The organism is Kushneria sp. Sum13 (genome assembly GCF_052692355.1).
Map to the genome: position 1 here is coordinate 2,979,089 of NZ_CP199847.1, position 14,708 is coordinate 2,993,796.

The window sequence follows — 14,708 nt, forward strand, 5'->3', positions numbered from 1 at the left end:
CGGTGAAGTCAGCCATGCCCGGGGGAAAGCGTGCCGAACCAGCCCACCAGCGCCACCACCATGGCCAGAATGGCCATTTCAACGAGGGAGATTCGGCGCAGCCTGTCCAGGGCCCCCGCTTCCCGGGAAAGCCGGGGGACCAGCCGGTAGCGATTAAATAGCGCCATGACCATCAAAAGCCCCACCAGCGCCATCTTGAGCCACAGCGCCCGCTGATAGAGCACACCCGCATCCAGTGGCCAACCGCCTACCACCAGCCATGTATTGGCCATACCCGTCAGCACCACCAGTGCCACCGCCAGGTGCCCAACGCTGGAAAACCGAATCAGCGCATGAATGGCGCCAGAGCGCATTGAAGACTGCCTCAATTGCCCCAGCAGCATCACGACAGGTACCAGCGCGCCCAGCCAGAAACCACCGGCCAGCAGGTGCCCCCAGTCATTGAGCCGATGCAGTGTGCCGGTCATACCCTCATGCATCGCTGTATGGCCTGAAACGGTCAACGTGGCGAGCATCAGTGCCGAGGCAATACCGACCCCCGTGGGATGGCGCAGCGCCCCCACGACAAGCACTGCGGTCAGCACGAGCATACTCCCCAGCTGCCAGCCCCAGGCGTGGCCTACCAGGGTCTTTGTGACCACCAGCGTCAGCATGTGCAGGGAGAAGGCCGCTTCCCAGTCGCTGCCGATCGAGGCGGTCAGTATCGGCAGGGCGATGAGCGTGGCAAACCCGGAAAGCCCGGCCGCGACCAGCCCCCAGGGGCACAGGCGCTGCCACAGCGCGACGCGCAGCGATCGGTCCGCGACCAGCAGCAGACAGACGCTGCCGCCCCAGAGCCACAGCGCGCCCAGATTAAAGACAAGCCGCGCGACCAGAAGCGCCGTGGCCGGCTCGATCACGGCGTGACGTCGAAGCTGTACTGCCCCTGCGTCTTGTGGCCGTCGACCGAGAGCACATGCCAGTGCACGTCATAGCGGCCGCTTTCCAGTGCGTCACCGATCGGCGTCACCAGGGTCCTGCCGCCATCCTGCAGTCGGGCCTCGTCGAGAGTGACGGCGTTACCGTCAGTGCCCACGACATCCACACCGCTGAAAGGCAGCTCAAGGGCCTCACTGAAAGTCAGACTGATCTCGTGCAGGGTGGAGACGCTCGCCTTGTCACCGGGCGTGGCCGCCTTTAAATGGGCGTGGGCCAGTGCCTGCGTGCTGACGCTCAGGGCGATTAAAAAAAGCGGCGCCATCCAGCGTTTCAGGGCGTTCATATTGTTCTCCACGGGTGGGTCGTCTCGGTAGGGCGGGGCCATTGCGCGGCCCCGACGCGCCATTGTCGCCGCGATGACAAAAGCTGAAAAGACACCGCGGCCGGATGCCTCAGTGGCCGGGAGGCTCAGTAATAGTCATCCAGCGAGGCGTTAACGTTGAGTTCGGCAAGGCTTGCCGTATTGGGCAGGCTCAATGCCATCGACACCAGCCGGGCCAGATCCTCGGGTTGGGTCATCTGCTCGGGGGCAATGTTGCCGACCGATTCGCCCATGTCGGTGGCAACCAGCCCCGGGCAAAGCGCAGTGGCGCGCACGCCGTCTTCCCAGCCCTCCTTTCGAAGCGCGTGAGACAGCGCCAGTGCTGCAAACTTGCTCATGGCGTAAAGCCCCGACCGGGGGCTTTTGACCCGGTGCCCGGACAGGGACACCACCGAGACCACACGTCCGGCGCCGCTCGCTTTCAAATGCGGCCAGGCGGCGCGCGCCAGCCGCAGCGGCGCCTTGACGTTAATGTCGAATATCTCGTCGATGTCGCCATCTTCTGCCTCGATCACCGTTTTGGGGATCATGATGCCGGCGTTGTTGATCAGGGCATCAAGGCGGCCAAAGCGTGCCACCGTGGCCTCCACCCAGGCCTGATCAAAGGCATTGGTGGCAGCGTCGTAGGGATGCACCAGCACGTGCTCCCCGGTCAGTGCCGGGTCGATCTCCTCCGGGCGACGCACGCCCAGACTCAACTGCCAGCCCTCTGCTCTCAGACGCCGGGCAATGGCGGCACCAATGCCGCGGCTGGCGCCCGATATCATCGCCACACGAGGCGTTATCTGCGGGTCATGGTTCATGGTGATCTCCCCTGGATTAAACGATCTGTCGGGCCGCATGACGCGCGATCGCACCGGGCGTGGTCCACCACACCCCTTCGGCTTCGCGATATTCGGCCAGGTCGCCGAGCACCTTGCGCAACAGGCGCAGCCGAAAGGGCTGACCGGTCAGCCACGGATGCAGAGCAATGCCCATGACCAGCGGCTGCTGGCGGGACTGCTCGAGCAGCTCAAAAAACTGATCGCGCATCATGGTGGCAAATTCATTCATGCTGACCCGATGGGTCGAGATGGTCGGAATGTCGTTCAATTCCTGCGGATAGGGAATCGACAACAGCCTGCCGTGACGAGTGCGCATGGCAACGGGGCGGTCGTCGTGCGCCCAGTTGAGCGTGTAGGTAAAGCCGGCTTCCTGCAAAAGATCCGGGGTGCGATCGCTTTCCGAAATCCACGGCGAGAGCCAGCCCTCGGGGGGTGTGCCGAAATGGGCAGCCAGACGCTCGCGGCTGCGCGCGATCAGCGCGGCCTCATCAGCTGGCGACATCTGCCCCTGGCGCTCGGCGTTGGTATGGCCGTGGCCGATCAGCTCGTGGCCACGGGCGACGAAAGCCTCCAGCAGTTCGGGACAGTGATCGAGAATCGAGGTGTTGGCGATCACACCGGCCGGCAGGGAGAGCGCCTCCAGCATGTCCAGAAAGCGCCAGGCACCTACCCGGTTGCCGTACTCCCGCCAGGCGTAGTTGAGCACGTCCGGCTCGCCCTCGGGCGCAGGCGGTGCAATGCCGGGCCCACGCCCTTCGCCGAAGGCAAAGTGTTCCAGATTGACGCCCACATAGACGGCCAGGCCCGTCCCGCCGGGCCAGCGAAAATCATCCCGGTCGGTGATCGGGCGGTAGTCAAAACGTTCGTGGTGACGCAGATGATTAAGGGGCATGACAGGCTTCCGTGCGGGTAATCGAGTCCATTGGGGTCGTGACAGGCAAAACGCCGGCGCCTCGGAAGGAGGCACCGGCCTAAAGGTCGCCCGAACAGGGGCTTACGCTGACTGTACGTCGGGGACGTTTTCCATCAGCTTCTCCTTGAAGATCGGCAGATCCCGGATTCGCTTGCCGGTGGCGTGATGCACCGCGTTGGCCACCGCCGCCGCCATGCCGGTAATTCCGATCTCGCCGATACCGCGGGCGCCGAATTCGTTGAACGCCAGATCAGGATAGTCGAGCAAAATCACATCGACCTCCGGCGGCTGGTCGGCATGCACCGGCACCACGTACTCGGCGTAGTTGTTGTTCACCGGCCGGCCATTGCGCGCGTCATACTCGGTCGCCTCGAAGTGCGCCATGCCCAGCCCCATGACAATGGCCCCTTCCACCTGATTGCGCGCGGTCATCGAATTGATCACGCGACCCACATCAATGGCGCTGACCACGCGGGAAACGCGCAGATTCGAGATGCCCGGGTCCCAGCGAACTTCCACGAAATGCGCCCCGAAGGAGCGATAGGAGTATTTGTCATCAGCGCCCTGGGTATGGGCGTGACCGTCGGCGCTGGCCAGTTTCTGACCCTTGAGCACATCCACGTAGCCCACGCTCTGCCCGTCATGGGTCAGCTGTCCGTTTTCAAACGTGAGGCTGTCGCTGTCGACGTCCGTGAAATCGCCCTTGTCGCTGGTGGCGTAACCCTTGAGCTCCTTGATCGCCTCACGCGTGGCCGCGGCGATGGCCGGCAGCGTGGTCGCCGTGGTCCAGGAGCCGCCCGAAATCGGCCCTTTCGGATAGCTGGTATCCCCCAGCCGCACGGTGATTTTCTCAAGCGGCAGGCCGGTCAGTTCGCTCACCGTCTGGGCAATGATGGTGTAGGTGCCGGTGCCGATGTCCTGGGTGGCACAGGTGACATAGGCCGTGCCATCAGCGCGCAGGGACACGCGCGCTTCGCACTCGCGCTTGATCGCCTCCCAGTTACAGGCCGCCATGCCATAGCCGATGATCTCGTGACCGTCGCGCATCGACCCGACTTCCGGGTTGCGATCCTGCCAGCCGAACTTCTCGGCGGCTTTTTCCGTGGCCTCGCGGATATGATTGCTGGAGAAATCGAGATCCTGACTCTCGTCACGAGTGGCGTAGTTATTGAGACGAAACTCGAGCGGGTCGACACCGGCGGCCAGCGCCATCTCGTCAATGGCGGATTCCAGCGCAAACAGCCCGGGTGCCGCGCCCGGTGCGCGCATCGAGGTCGGCGTGCCGCGATTGACCTGCGTGGTCTCGTGACTGACCAACAGATTGGGGCATGAATAGAGGCTTTTGGTGACGCTGCCGCAGGTCTCGACGTACTGGTCGGTAAACGACGTTGTGTTGATCGACTCGTGACGCAGTGACACCAGCCGACCGCGCTCATCGGTGGCCAGGCGCAGGCGCTGGCGCGTCTCCGGGCGATGGCCGGTGGTGGTGAACATCTGCGGGCGGGGCACGACCAGCTGCACCGGGCGGCTGATCTCGCGTGCAGCAGCGGACACCGCCACCGCATGCGGCCACATCCAGAGTTTTGAACCAAAGCCAGAGCCGATAAACGGCGATTCCACCCGAACATGTTCCTGAGGAATACCGAAGATCTTCGAAAGCGCGCCGCGCTGTTGCACCACACCCTGGGAGGATTCGAAAATGGTCAGGCGATCGCCCTCCCAGCTCGCCGTTGAGGCGTGCATCTCCATCGGGTTGTGGGTCTCCACCGGGGTGGTATAGGTCACATCGATGCTGTGGGCAGCGCCGTCGAAATTCCCTGCCGCATCACCACGTTCGTGGTTGCCCTGTCCCTTTTGCGTGCCGTGGGCCTTCACGCCCTGATCGAGATTGGCAATCGTGTTGTCGTCACGCTGATAGCTTACCCCTACCTTGCGCGCGGCAGCGCGGGCGTTTTCAAACGTGTCAGCCACCACCAGCGCCACGAACTGGCCCTCATAGTGGACCTGATTGTCCTCGAACGGCAGGCGGGTTTCCTCGACCTTGTTGCCCTGGGCCATCGAGGACGGCGAACGGTGGAGCTCGGGAAAATGATCGTGATGAAAGATATCGATCACGCCCGGTGACTGGCGGGCAGCGTCCAGATCCAGCCCGGTCACGGTGCCGCGGGCGATGGTGCTGAAGACCCCATAGCCATAGGCCATGTTGTCGGGATGATGATCGGCGGCGTAGGGCGCGGCGCCGGTGACCTTGCGCTGGCCGTCGATGCGCTTGGGTCCGGAACCAATAGGACCTGCGCCAATGATGCTGTCACTCATGACGTTCTCCTGTCTTCCTGCGCGGTCAGGGTGGTGAGATTGCGCACGATGGCCTGCTGACCCAGCGGGATCTTGAAAGCGTTGTGCGCATAGGGTGTGGCGCCCTTGAACGCGATCCCGGCGGCATGCGCAAAGCTCGCCTCACCGATTTTCTGACCCTTGAGTGCAGACTCGGCCTCATGGGCACGCCAGGGTTTGGTGCCCACCCCGCCGAGTGCTACGCGGGCATCCGTAATCGTGTCGCCCTCCAGGGTGACGATCACGGCACTCGAAGCCAGCGCAAACTGATAGGAGGCGCGGTCACGCAGCTTGAGATAGTGTGATCGGCTGTTCTCAAGCGGGACTTCCAGCGTCACGTGAGTGATCAGCTCGCCCGGCTTGAGAGCGTGCTCGCGTTCGGGGGCATCCCCGGGCAGCAGGTGAAAGTCGAGAAAGTCGATCTCGCGCCGGCCATCCGGGCCTTCAACGGTGATCGTGGCGCCGATGGCGGCCATCGCTACGCACATGTCCGACGGATGGGTGGCGATGCAGTGCTCGCTGGTGCCCAGGACCGCATGCACGCTGCGATTATGACCTTCGATCGCCGCACAGCCCGAGCCCGGCTCGCGCTTGTTGCAGTTTGAGACGCCATCGCGGAAGTACGGGCAGCGCACACGCTGCATGACGTTGCCGGCAGTGGTGGCCTTGTTGCGCAGCTGCGTGGTGGCGCCTGACAACAGCGCCTCGCTGAGCACGGCGTACTCATTCTTGATCCGGTCATGACGTGCCAGCGCCGTGTTGGTCACCAGCGCACCAATGCGGGTACGACCGTCATCGAGTGTTTCAATCTCATTGAGATCGAGCCGGTTGATATCGACCACCTGATCCGGGCGCATGATGTCGATCTTGACCAGATCCAGCAGCGTGGTGCCCCCGGCCAGATAGGCGGCCTGCTCGCTCTCGCCATGGGTCGATACCGCCTGACGGGGACTATCGGCCCGCGCATAGTCGAATTCGCGCATCAGCTCGCTCCCTGCATCTTGCCGCGGGCGTCCTGCACGGCGGCCAGAATGTTCTTGTAGGCACCGCAGCGACAGATATTGCCGCTCATCGCCTCGCGCACCGAGGCATCATCCGAGCCAATGCTGTCATCCTTGAGAATGGCGACCGCGCTCATGATCTGGCCCGAGGTGCAGTAACCGCACTGATAGGCATCGTGCTCCCAGAAGGCCGCCTGCACCGGATGCAGCTCATCACCCTGGGAAAGCCCCTCGATGGTGGTAATGCTGTCGCCATCGTGAGAGACCGCCAGCGACAGGCAGGAATTGATCGCCGTGTCGTTCACCAGCAGCGTACAGGCGCCGCACTGGCCCTGATCACAGCCCTTCTTGGTGCCGGTCAGCATCAGACGATCGCGCAGTACATCGAGCAGCACGGCGTTGGGCTTGACGTTCAGGGTATGGGCCACGCCGTTGACGGTGAGCTGAATCTGCTGCTCGCCCTCCTTGGGCGCGCCATCGGCCTGCGGCTCGACGGGCGCACTGTGTGGCTGCTGACCGGCCTGGGCGATCTGCGTCCAGGCCGGTGCCGTGGCGGCCGCCAGACCCGAGGCACCCATGGTCTTGAGAAAACGTCGTCTTGAAGGCGAGCGGGCATCAAAGGTGTCTACCCTTGATCCGCCATCATTGTGGTGATCGTTCATGCGTCACTCCTCATTGCCACAGGGCACGGGCATTCGCGTGTACCTTGTGTCTTCACGGTCGGTATAAGCATCGGCGGTGCCAGCCGTCGATGATGGCGCCTGCAGGCGCTCTGAAATGGGGGGATATCAGTGGTTGCCGGTCATGGAGTTTGCTGGCAAACGATGCCAGCCTGGCGCGGGGTTGATGCGATTGCCAGTCCACTACCGAGCATGTTCAGCGCCCGTTCAGGGGCCCTGCCAGCGCACGATAAAAGGGCCGGCCTTCCTGCGAAGACCGGCCCTGTCATGCTGTTGAAGCAGGCCCTGCTCAGGAGGCCAGCAGCTTCTCGATCGAGATCGGCATATCGCGAAGGCGCTTGCCGGTCGCGTTATAGACCGCATTGGAAATGGCGGCCGCCACACCGGTCAGACCGATTTCGCCAACCCCACGAGCACCGAATTCGTTGCGCAGATAGTCGGGATAGTCGAGCAGCTCCACCTCGACCTGCGGCATGTCGGCATTCACCGGTACGATGTAGTCGGCCAGATTATTGTTGTAGGGATAGCCATTGGGGTCATATTCGGTCTGCTCGAAAAGCCCCATGCCCATGCCCATGACAATCCCGCCCTCGACCTGGTTGGTGGCCGTCATCGGATTGATGGCGCGACCAATATCGATGGTCGAGCAGATGCGCGCCACACGCAGACGTGAAATGCCCGGATCCCAGCGCACTTCAACAAAGACCGCGCCAAAGGAGCGGAAGCTGTACTGATCCTGCTCGTCACCGGGCTGACTGCTCGCCTCGCCATCGACCAGCCCGATCTGATTCTGGCGCAGCAGCTTGGTAATCTCGATGCTGTTGTCACCGCTCACCAGATGACCTTCGCGGATCTCGATGCTGTCCTTGTCCACGTTTTCAAACACGCCGCCCTCGGCCGTGGCCAGCGTCTTGAGTTCGGACAGTGCTTCCTTCATGGCCGCCGACACCGCCGGCAGTACCGTGGCCGTAGCAAACGAGCCCCCCGAAAGCGGGCCTGACGGCAGCGAGGAATCCCCCAGGCGCACATCGATCATCTCGATGGGTACACCGGTCATCTCACTGGCCGTTTGCGCCACGATCGTATAGGTGCCGGTGCCGATGTCCTGCGTGCCGCAGGCCACCATGACCGTGCCGTCATCACGAAAGCCGAAGCGCGCGCTACAGTGCTGACGCATCGCTTCCCAGCTCTGGGTGGCCATGCCGTAGCCAATGATCTCGTCACCGTCCTTCATCGCACCGGGTGTGGCGTTACGCTTTTCCCAGCCAAAGCGCTTCGCCGCGTTGTCCCAGCACTCCTTGAGATGGTTGCTCGACCAGGGTAGATCGGCCGCCGGGTCCTTCTCTGCGAAGTTCTTCCGGCGAAGCTCAAGCGGGTCCATCTCGAGCCTGACCGCCAGCTCATCCAGCGCCGTTTCCAGTGCAAAGGCGCCAGAGGCTTCACCCGGGGCACGCATGGAGGTCGGCGCGCCCTTGTTGACCGTCACCAGCCGGTTGGTTACGGCCACGTTATCGCAGGCATACATGCTGGGCGTGGCGCCGCTGACGCTGTCATCGTGCAGCCCGGCCGGCGAGGTCTCGTTGCAGCCATCATGATGAATGGACAGCAGCCTGCCGCTGTCGTCGGCACCAATACGGATGCGCTGCAGCGAGGTCGGGCGATAGCCGGTATTGAGATACTCAAGCTCTCGCGGCACGACCGTCTTGACCGGACGCCCCAGACGGCGTGCTGCGACAGAGGCCATGACGGCGTGCGGCCACATGAAAAGCTTGCTGCCAAACCCGGAGCCGATGAAGTGCGAAATCACCGTCACCTTCTCCTGGGGAATGCCGAAGATCTTGGACAGCGCATTGCGCTGGAAGACCACGCCCTGGGAGGATTCATACACGGTCAGCATGTCGTTTTCCCAGTGGGCCACCGAGGCGTGCATTTCCATCACGCTGTGGTTTTCCTGGGCGATCGAGTAGCGCTCATCGAGTTTGACGCTGGCGCTCTGATAGGCGGCATCGGCATCGCCACGGCTGCTGGCATCATCCGGGACTTCCTCGCCCGGCAGATCACCCTGGCCGCTATCAAGGGCAGCGATATTGGTCAGCTGATCGTCGCTTTTCTCATACTGCGCCCTGACCTTTCGGGCCGCCGCGCGGGCATGCTCGAAGGTGTCGGCGACCACCAGGGCGATGTACTGGCCGTGGTAGTGAATGTCGTTGTCTTCAAACGGCAGGCGCGGTTCACCGACCTTGTTGCCGGCCGCAAAATCGTTGGGGGAGCGGCTGAGTTTGTCGAAGTTGTCGTGATGGAAGATATCCAGGACGCCGGGCATGTTGAGGGCGTCATCAAGTTCCAGTGCCACCAGTCGCCCCTTGGCAATGGTGCTGGAGACAGGGTAGCCATGGGCCTGATTGGGCAGATTGCGATCGGCAGCGTAGTCAGCGCCACCGGTAAGCTTGAGCACCCCGTCAATACGCGGCTTTTTGTGACCGATACTGGTCAGGGTGCCGTCAAGGCGCTGAGGCTTTTGTGTTTCCGTGGTCATGTGATCTCTCCCTGATCAGCCGCGTGCGGCAGCGGTAGCGTCTCTGAGTGCACGCACGATCGCCTGCTTGCCCAGCGTAATCTTGAAACCGTTGTGGCTGTAGGCCACGGCGTCGGCAAAGGCTGTCTCGGCCGCATGTTCAAAGCTCTCCTGCGTGGCCGGCTGGCCCTTGAGCGCCGCTTCGGCCGCATCGGCACGCCAGGGTTTGGTCGCGACACCACCCAGCGCCAGACGCACGTCACTGATGTTGTCACCGTCCAGGGTGACGACCGCAGCACACGAGGCCAGCGCAAACTCATAGGAGGCGCGATCGCGCAGCTTGAGGTAGTGCTGGCCGCCGCCGCGCGGGGTATCGAGAATCACGTGGGTGATCAGCTCGCCCGGCTTCAGGTCGTGCTCGCGCTCGGGGCTGTCGCCCGGCAGCAGGTGATAGTCTTCAAAGGCGACTTCACGCTGGCCGTCGGGGCCTTCCAGCACCAGCGTGGCGCCGGCGGCGACCATGCCAACACACATGTCGGAAGGATGCGTGGCGATGCACTGCTCGCTGGTACCCAGTACGGCGTGATTGCGATTGATGCCGTCGATGGCCGAACAGCCCGTGCCCGGCTCGCGCTTGTTGCATGGCATGTTCGGGTCGCGGAAATAGGGGCAACGGGTGCGCTGCATGACGTTGCCACCGGTGGAGGCCATGTTGCGAAGACCCGTTGAGGCACCGGACAGCAGCGCCTCGCTGATGACCGGATAATCGCGCATCACGATCTCGTGTTTGGCAAGCTCGGTGTTGGAGACCAGTGCACCAATCTTCAGGCGGCCATCTTCCAGCGTCTCGATGCGCTTGAGCGGCAGTCGGCTCACGTCGACGACCTTCTCGGGCTGCATGACATCCAGCTTGACCAGATCCAGCAGCGTGGTGCCACCGGCAATAAAGGCCTCGCCGTCATGGACACGGCGATGGCTGACGGCCTGATCGATGGCCTCGACACTTTCGAGTTCAAACGCTCGCATGTTATTGCCCTCCCCGCATCTTGCCGCGGGCACTCTGCACCGCATCGAGAATGTTCTTGTAGGCACCGCAGCGACAGATGTTGCCGCTGAGCGCTTCGCGCAGCGAGGTTTCATCGCCATCGATGCTGTCGTCACTGATGACGGCCGCAGCGGTCATCATCTGTCCGGCCGTGCAGTAGCCACACTGGTAGGCATCGTGCGCCAGGAAGGCTTCCTGCACCGGGTGATGGCCCTGCTCGAAGCCAGCGCTTTCAGCCAGACCTTCGATGGTGACGATCTCGGCGCCTTCCTGCAGACAGGCCAGCATCAGGCAGCTGTTGACGCTGCGACCGTTGACATGAACGGTGCAAGCGCCGCACTGGCCGTGGTCACAGCCCTTTTTGGTGCCGAAAAGGCCCAGCTGTTCGCGCAAAACATCCAGCAGCACCGCGTTGGACGCGACCTGCAGATCATGCTGCTGACCGTTGACGGTCAGGGTGATGTGGCGGGTATCGGAAGGCTTGCCGGCAGAAGCACCGGGGCGTTCGGCGATCTCTGCCTGGGCGCCGGGGGTACAGAACCCCACGCCCGTCGAAGGACGGATAACAGGTGCCATGAGTCAGATCCTCATCAGTCGTATTGTACGGTCGTTGCATCATCGTGATCGTCTGAACACCCGACATGGCGGGCGCCGGATCACGTTTTATAAGTATCGAATCCACGGTTCATGCTGGAGACAGTCCTTGCCAGGCGCTGTCAAAGGGGCGTCATGATGCGTTGTCATGAGCCTTATATGTGCTGTCAGGAGTTTATAAGGTAGGTAACGAAGTGGATGCCAGCAACCCGGGGTTGCCATAGCCCGACATGACAGGCGCCCCTGGGCATCATGCTCAAACGCTGAAATTCATGCAGAAGACCAATGATCTATTCATGAACGTTGAGCGCAAATATACAATCGCGCATGTATGCATTATTGTGCACCCGCCTGCGTGAAACGCCCTGTCCGCGCAGCCAGGCCATTTTATGACAGGTTTAACGTCAAGAAGACGTCCATGCGAAAGACCAAGGAAGAAGCGGAGCTGACGCGGCAGTCGCTGATGAATGCCGCCGAGCATCTTTTTATTGAAAAGGGGCTCAGCCGTACCACACACAATGATATCGCCACACGTGCCGGTGTCACGCGCGGCGCGCTCAACTGGCATTTTCCGGAAGGCAAGACCAGCATTCTGGCCGCGCTTCTTGAACGCAAACGCCAGATGACCGAGCGACTGGCAGCGCATCTGGCGCAGTGCGAGCAGCTGGCGCATGCCCCGGTCAGCATCATGCGGTTAACGCTGGTGCAGGACCTTGAGTCGCTGTCCCGGGATACCCGACTTCAACGCATCCTGCTGCTGACGTCGTCTCGCAACGAGTTCATCGGCGAATTTTCCTGGGTCAACGACCAGCTTGACCTGCATATGCATGAGTGTCGGGACGTGATGAGCCATACATTTCGTCGCGGTGTTGACTGTGGTGAGATTGCCCTTCGCCACGATCTGACGCCGGCCATGGCAGCCTCGATGCTGTTGTCATGTATCAAGGGTGTGGTCACGGACTGGCTATTGAAACAAACGCTTTTCGAGCTGGCCCATGACAGCGAAAAGGTGGTCAGCACCCTGCTTGACAGCGTGGTCACCTGGCAGCATGGCCCTGTTTCCTGACGGGGTCTTTACCGGCCTTTTACCACCCTCCCTCTCTTTCGATAATGATGATTTTAACCTCACCTTTTCCCCATTAATTCCAACTGCCTTTTTTTTCCTCAGGCCCGCCGTGACGCGGATATTACCGACTAAAAATCTATGCCGACCCTTTTATTAACATGGATCATGTTTAAACCTTTTATAACAATCTATCGCCCCACTTCCTGAAGTTATCTCTCGCCAATTTCCTTGACGTCTGACGCTTTCGATCTACTGTTTCAGTGTGGATGCCGAGCAGGACATGACAACGTACTGCATCTGAAGGCATCGTTGATCCAGATTAATTTATTGGCTTTAAGGTGCACATCATGAGCGACACGGACGAACGTTTCATGCATGGCGATAACCGCCAGCAAAACAGCGGCGGTAGTGCCGGCCAACAGGGAAATGACCAGGCACGTCAGAATCGGGAACAGGCCCGGCAAAAGGCCAGGGAAACGGCAGGTCAGGCACGTGAAGAAGCCCTGCGCCGCGCCGACAGTCAGAAGGGTTTTGTCGCCGACTATATCTCGAACTTCTCTGAAGCCGTGCGCAGCATGGCCATGCAGTTCAAGGATCAGGATCAGGTGTCGCTGGCCGACTATACCTATCGCCTGGCGGATCGAACCGACACCCTCGCCGATCATCTGCGCGATGAAAACAGCGAGTCACTGCTCAAGCAGGCGCAGGACTTTTCCCGCCGTGAACCGGCACTGTTCATCGGTGGCATGGTCGCAGGCGGATTTTTGCTGTCACGTTTTCTGAAAAGTTCCAATCGCTGAGTGCGTCCCTGATCGGCACGATCGACAGCAACACCATTTTGTATTGTTCGGATCAACAGGGAGAGTTTGATCATGACACAACCTTCAGGTCATAAAGACCCCAGCATCGAAGAGCGCCGACACGCCGAAGACGGCGGGAACGAGTCGCGCGGCATGGTCGGCATGCTCTCTTCGCTGCTCAATGACGTTACCACGCTGGTACGTCAGGAAATTGCCCTCGGCAAGGCCGAGATGCAGCAGAACATCAAGCGTGCCGGTGCGGCCATTGCCTCCATCGTGGTGGCGGGTGCCGTGCTCAACGCAGGCCTGCTTGTTCTTCTGGCCGCCGCCGTACTGGGTTTGAGCCACGTACTGGCGCCCTGGCTTTCAGCCCTGATTGTGGGTGCTGTCGTTGTCATCATCGGCATGAGCATGATGAAAAAGGCACGTAACACCCTGAGCACTCAGGCCATGACGCCGGATCGTACCGTGGAAAGCCTGGAGCGTGATCAGTCCATGCTCAAGGAACATGCCCAAAGCCAGAAAAACGAGGAGACCAAGCGATGAGCGATCACGACCAGAATCAGGATCAGCAGGACAATCGTAGCCCTGAAGAGATCGAGGCGGACATCAACAAGACCCGCTCTCATCTTGATGACACGCTCAGCGATTTTCAGGAACGCTTCTCCTCCGATCACATGATGCACAGCGCCATGGAATACGTGAAAAGCGATTCTGCCCGGGATTATTTTTCCAATCTGGGGCGCTCGGTACGAGACAATCCGATGCCTGCCGCGTTGATCGGTGTGGGCATTGGCTGGCTGATCTACTCCAGCAATTCATCAAGCCGTGGCAGCGTACCGAACCATTTTAACGACAAGCGCCAGAAGCGTGCGCGACATGCCGCGGCAGAAACCACGCCGCAGACGCATGAATATGATGAGCTTTATGATGAGCCGCTTTTTGATGAGCCGCTTTACAGCGAAGGCGCCTCTATCGATCAGCACCGTCAGGGCCAGTCCTCGAGCGACAGCGGCGGTCTGGGCCAGCGCGCCAAGGGTGCCCTGCACGAGGCCGGTGATCGCGCACGCAACATGAAAAGTGGCGCCGGTGAGCGGGCACACAACATGAAAAGCGGTGCCAGTGATCGCATGCAGCGCATGAGACAGGGTTCCAGCGACCGGTTTAACGACGCCTCCTCAAAGGCGCGTGATGCCGGCTCCTGGCTGAGCGACATGGCGCATGAAAACCCGGTGGCCGCCGGCGCGCTGGGTCTGGCCGCAGGCGCCCTGCTCGGCTCGCTGCTGCCCACTTCGCGCGCCGAACAGCGTGCCATGGGCGATACCCGCGACCACCTGGTAGATCGCGCCAGCGAAATGGGCTCCGAGCAGCTCGATCGTGCCAGCGACAAGGCTCAGGAAGCAGCAGACAAGCACGCTTCCGATGACAACGATTCGAGCAAGAACGATCAGAAGTCTTCAAGCGATGGCGATCAGAAATCCTCGAATGATCGTACCCAGCAGTCGTCAAATGATCGCACTCAGCCGTCCTCGAGCAGCCGCGGGCCGTTGTCTTCCGACAGCAGCGACAGCGAGCCGCGCTTTGGCAGCACGTCAACGGATCATGTGCCGGGCAACACTCCCCGGAGTTGACCCCT

14 protein-coding genes are annotated in these 14,708 nt (G+C 61.4%); 4 read left to right on the forward strand and 10 right to left on the reverse strand.

What is annotated here, in order from left to right:
* Positions 1-8 precede the first annotated feature (8 nt).
* From copD to ACUN8C_RS13835, 10 genes are all read right to left on the reverse strand, one after another.
* Positions 9-899 (reverse strand): copper homeostasis membrane protein CopD, encoded by an 891-nt coding sequence (gene copD, locus ACUN8C_RS13790; protein ID WP_445619736.1) that lies wholly within the window; start codon positions 897-899, stop codon positions 9-11.
* A complete protein-coding gene (gene copC / locus ACUN8C_RS13795; protein ID WP_445619737.1) occupies positions 896-1,261 on the reverse strand; it encodes a copper homeostasis periplasmic binding protein CopC in 366 nt (121 codons plus the stop codon). Before copC ends, copD begins: the two co-directional genes overlap by 4 nt.
* Positions 1,262-1,386: 125 nt before the next feature.
* Complete coding sequence (locus ACUN8C_RS13800) at positions 1,387-2,103, reverse strand: SDR family NAD(P)-dependent oxidoreductase (RefSeq protein ID WP_445619738.1); 717 nt, start codon at positions 2,101-2,103, stop codon at positions 1,387-1,389.
* Between the two features lie 16 nt (positions 2,104-2,119).
* On the reverse strand, positions 2,120-3,016 hold the full coding sequence (locus tag ACUN8C_RS13805) for a polysaccharide deacetylase family protein (protein ID WP_445619739.1): 897 nt from the start codon (positions 3,014-3,016) through the stop codon (positions 2,120-2,122).
* 102 nt (positions 3,017-3,118) lie between these two features.
* Positions 3,119-5,353 (reverse strand): xanthine dehydrogenase family protein molybdopterin-binding subunit, encoded by a 2,235-nt coding sequence (locus tag ACUN8C_RS13810; protein ID WP_445619740.1) that lies wholly within the window; start codon positions 5,351-5,353, stop codon positions 3,119-3,121.
* The gene (locus ACUN8C_RS13815; protein ID WP_445619741.1) at positions 5,350-6,354 is read right to left on the reverse strand and encodes an FAD binding domain-containing protein; all 1,005 of its coding nucleotides are present in this window, start codon (positions 6,352-6,354) and stop codon (positions 5,350-5,352) included. Before ACUN8C_RS13815 ends, ACUN8C_RS13810 begins: the two co-directional genes overlap by 4 nt.
* On the reverse strand, positions 6,354-7,034 hold the full coding sequence (locus ACUN8C_RS13820) for a 2Fe-2S iron-sulfur cluster-binding protein (protein WP_445619742.1): 681 nt from the start codon (positions 7,032-7,034) through the stop codon (positions 6,354-6,356). The genes ACUN8C_RS13815 and ACUN8C_RS13820 overlap by 1 nt, the downstream gene beginning before the upstream one ends.
* Positions 7,035-7,341: 307 nt before the next feature.
* Entirely contained in the window at positions 7,342-9,588 is a 2,247-nt protein-coding gene (locus tag ACUN8C_RS13825) for a xanthine dehydrogenase family protein molybdopterin-binding subunit (RefSeq protein WP_445619743.1), read from the reverse strand.
* A 15-nt stretch (positions 9,589-9,603) separates the two neighbouring features.
* Complete coding sequence (locus ACUN8C_RS13830; RefSeq protein ID WP_445619744.1) at positions 9,604-10,593, reverse strand: FAD binding domain-containing protein; 990 nt, start codon at positions 10,591-10,593, stop codon at positions 9,604-9,606.
* Position 10,594: 1 nt separating this feature from the next.
* Complete coding sequence (locus tag ACUN8C_RS13835) at positions 10,595-11,188, reverse strand: (2Fe-2S)-binding protein (protein ID WP_445619745.1); 594 nt, start codon at positions 11,186-11,188, stop codon at positions 10,595-10,597.
* A gap of 436 nt (positions 11,189-11,624) precedes the next feature.
* Here ACUN8C_RS13835 and ACUN8C_RS13840 point away from each other — a divergent pair, with 436 nt between their 5' ends.
* The 4 genes from ACUN8C_RS13840 (at position 11,625) to ACUN8C_RS13855 (ending at position 14,703) form a co-directional block, all read left to right on the forward strand.
* The gene (locus tag ACUN8C_RS13840) at positions 11,625-12,272 is read left to right on the forward strand and encodes a TetR family transcriptional regulator (protein WP_445619746.1); all 648 of its coding nucleotides are present in this window, start codon (positions 11,625-11,627) and stop codon (positions 12,270-12,272) included.
* Positions 12,273-12,619: 347 nt separating this feature from the next.
* Entirely contained in the window at positions 12,620-13,072 is a 453-nt protein-coding gene (locus ACUN8C_RS13845) for a hypothetical protein (RefSeq protein ID WP_445619747.1), read from the forward strand.
* A 72-nt stretch (positions 13,073-13,144) separates the two neighbouring features.
* Positions 13,145-13,618, forward strand: coding sequence for a phage holin family protein (locus ACUN8C_RS13850; RefSeq protein ID WP_243409113.1), 474 nt, complete (start codon positions 13,145-13,147; stop codon positions 13,616-13,618).
* Complete coding sequence (locus tag ACUN8C_RS13855) at positions 13,615-14,703, forward strand: DUF3618 domain-containing protein (RefSeq protein ID WP_445619748.1); 1,089 nt, start codon at positions 13,615-13,617, stop codon at positions 14,701-14,703. The genes ACUN8C_RS13850 and ACUN8C_RS13855 overlap by 4 nt, the downstream gene beginning before the upstream one ends.
* Positions 14,704-14,708 lie beyond the last annotated feature (5 nt).

What these genes read in the sequence shown, in the direction of transcription:
- ACUN8C_RS13805 (WP_445619739.1), bottom strand. Translation starts at nt 3,016, where the DNA reads ATGCCCCTTAATCATCTGCGTCACCACGAACGTTTTGACTACCGCCCG.
- ACUN8C_RS13845 (WP_445619747.1), top strand. Translation starts at nt 12,620, where the DNA reads ATGAGCGACACGGACGAACGTTTCATGCATGGCGATAACCGCCAGCAA.
- ACUN8C_RS13820 (WP_445619742.1), bottom strand. Translation starts at nt 7,034, where the DNA reads ATGAACGATCACCACAATGATGGCGGATCAAGGGTAGACACCTTTGAT.
- ACUN8C_RS13850 (WP_243409113.1), top strand. Translation starts at nt 13,145, where the DNA reads ATGACACAACCTTCAGGTCATAAAGACCCCAGCATCGAAGAGCGCCGA.
- ACUN8C_RS13800 (WP_445619738.1), bottom strand. Translation starts at nt 2,103, where the DNA reads ATGAACCATGACCCGCAGATAACGCCTCGTGTGGCGATGATATCGGGC.
- ACUN8C_RS13825 (WP_445619743.1), bottom strand. Translation starts at nt 9,588, where the DNA reads ATGACCACGGAAACACAAAAGCCTCAGCGCCTTGACGGCACCCTGACC.
- ACUN8C_RS13840 (WP_445619746.1), top strand. Translation starts at nt 11,625, where the DNA reads ATGCGAAAGACCAAGGAAGAAGCGGAGCTGACGCGGCAGTCGCTGATG.
- ACUN8C_RS13810 (WP_445619740.1), bottom strand. Translation starts at nt 5,353, where the DNA reads ATGAGTGACAGCATCATTGGCGCAGGTCCTATTGGTTCCGGACCCAAG.
- ACUN8C_RS13835 (WP_445619745.1), bottom strand. Translation starts at nt 11,188, where the DNA reads ATGGCACCTGTTATCCGTCCTTCGACGGGCGTGGGGTTCTGTACCCCC.
- ACUN8C_RS13830 (WP_445619744.1), bottom strand. Translation starts at nt 10,593, where the DNA reads ATGCGAGCGTTTGAACTCGAAAGTGTCGAGGCCATCGATCAGGCCGTC.
- copC (WP_445619737.1), bottom strand. Translation starts at nt 1,261, where the DNA reads ATGAACGCCCTGAAACGCTGGATGGCGCCGCTTTTTTTAATCGCCCTG.
- ACUN8C_RS13855 (WP_445619748.1), top strand. Translation starts at nt 13,615, where the DNA reads ATGAGCGATCACGACCAGAATCAGGATCAGCAGGACAATCGTAGCCCT.
- ACUN8C_RS13815 (WP_445619741.1), bottom strand. Translation starts at nt 6,354, where the DNA reads ATGCGCGAATTCGACTATGCGCGGGCCGATAGTCCCCGTCAGGCGGTA.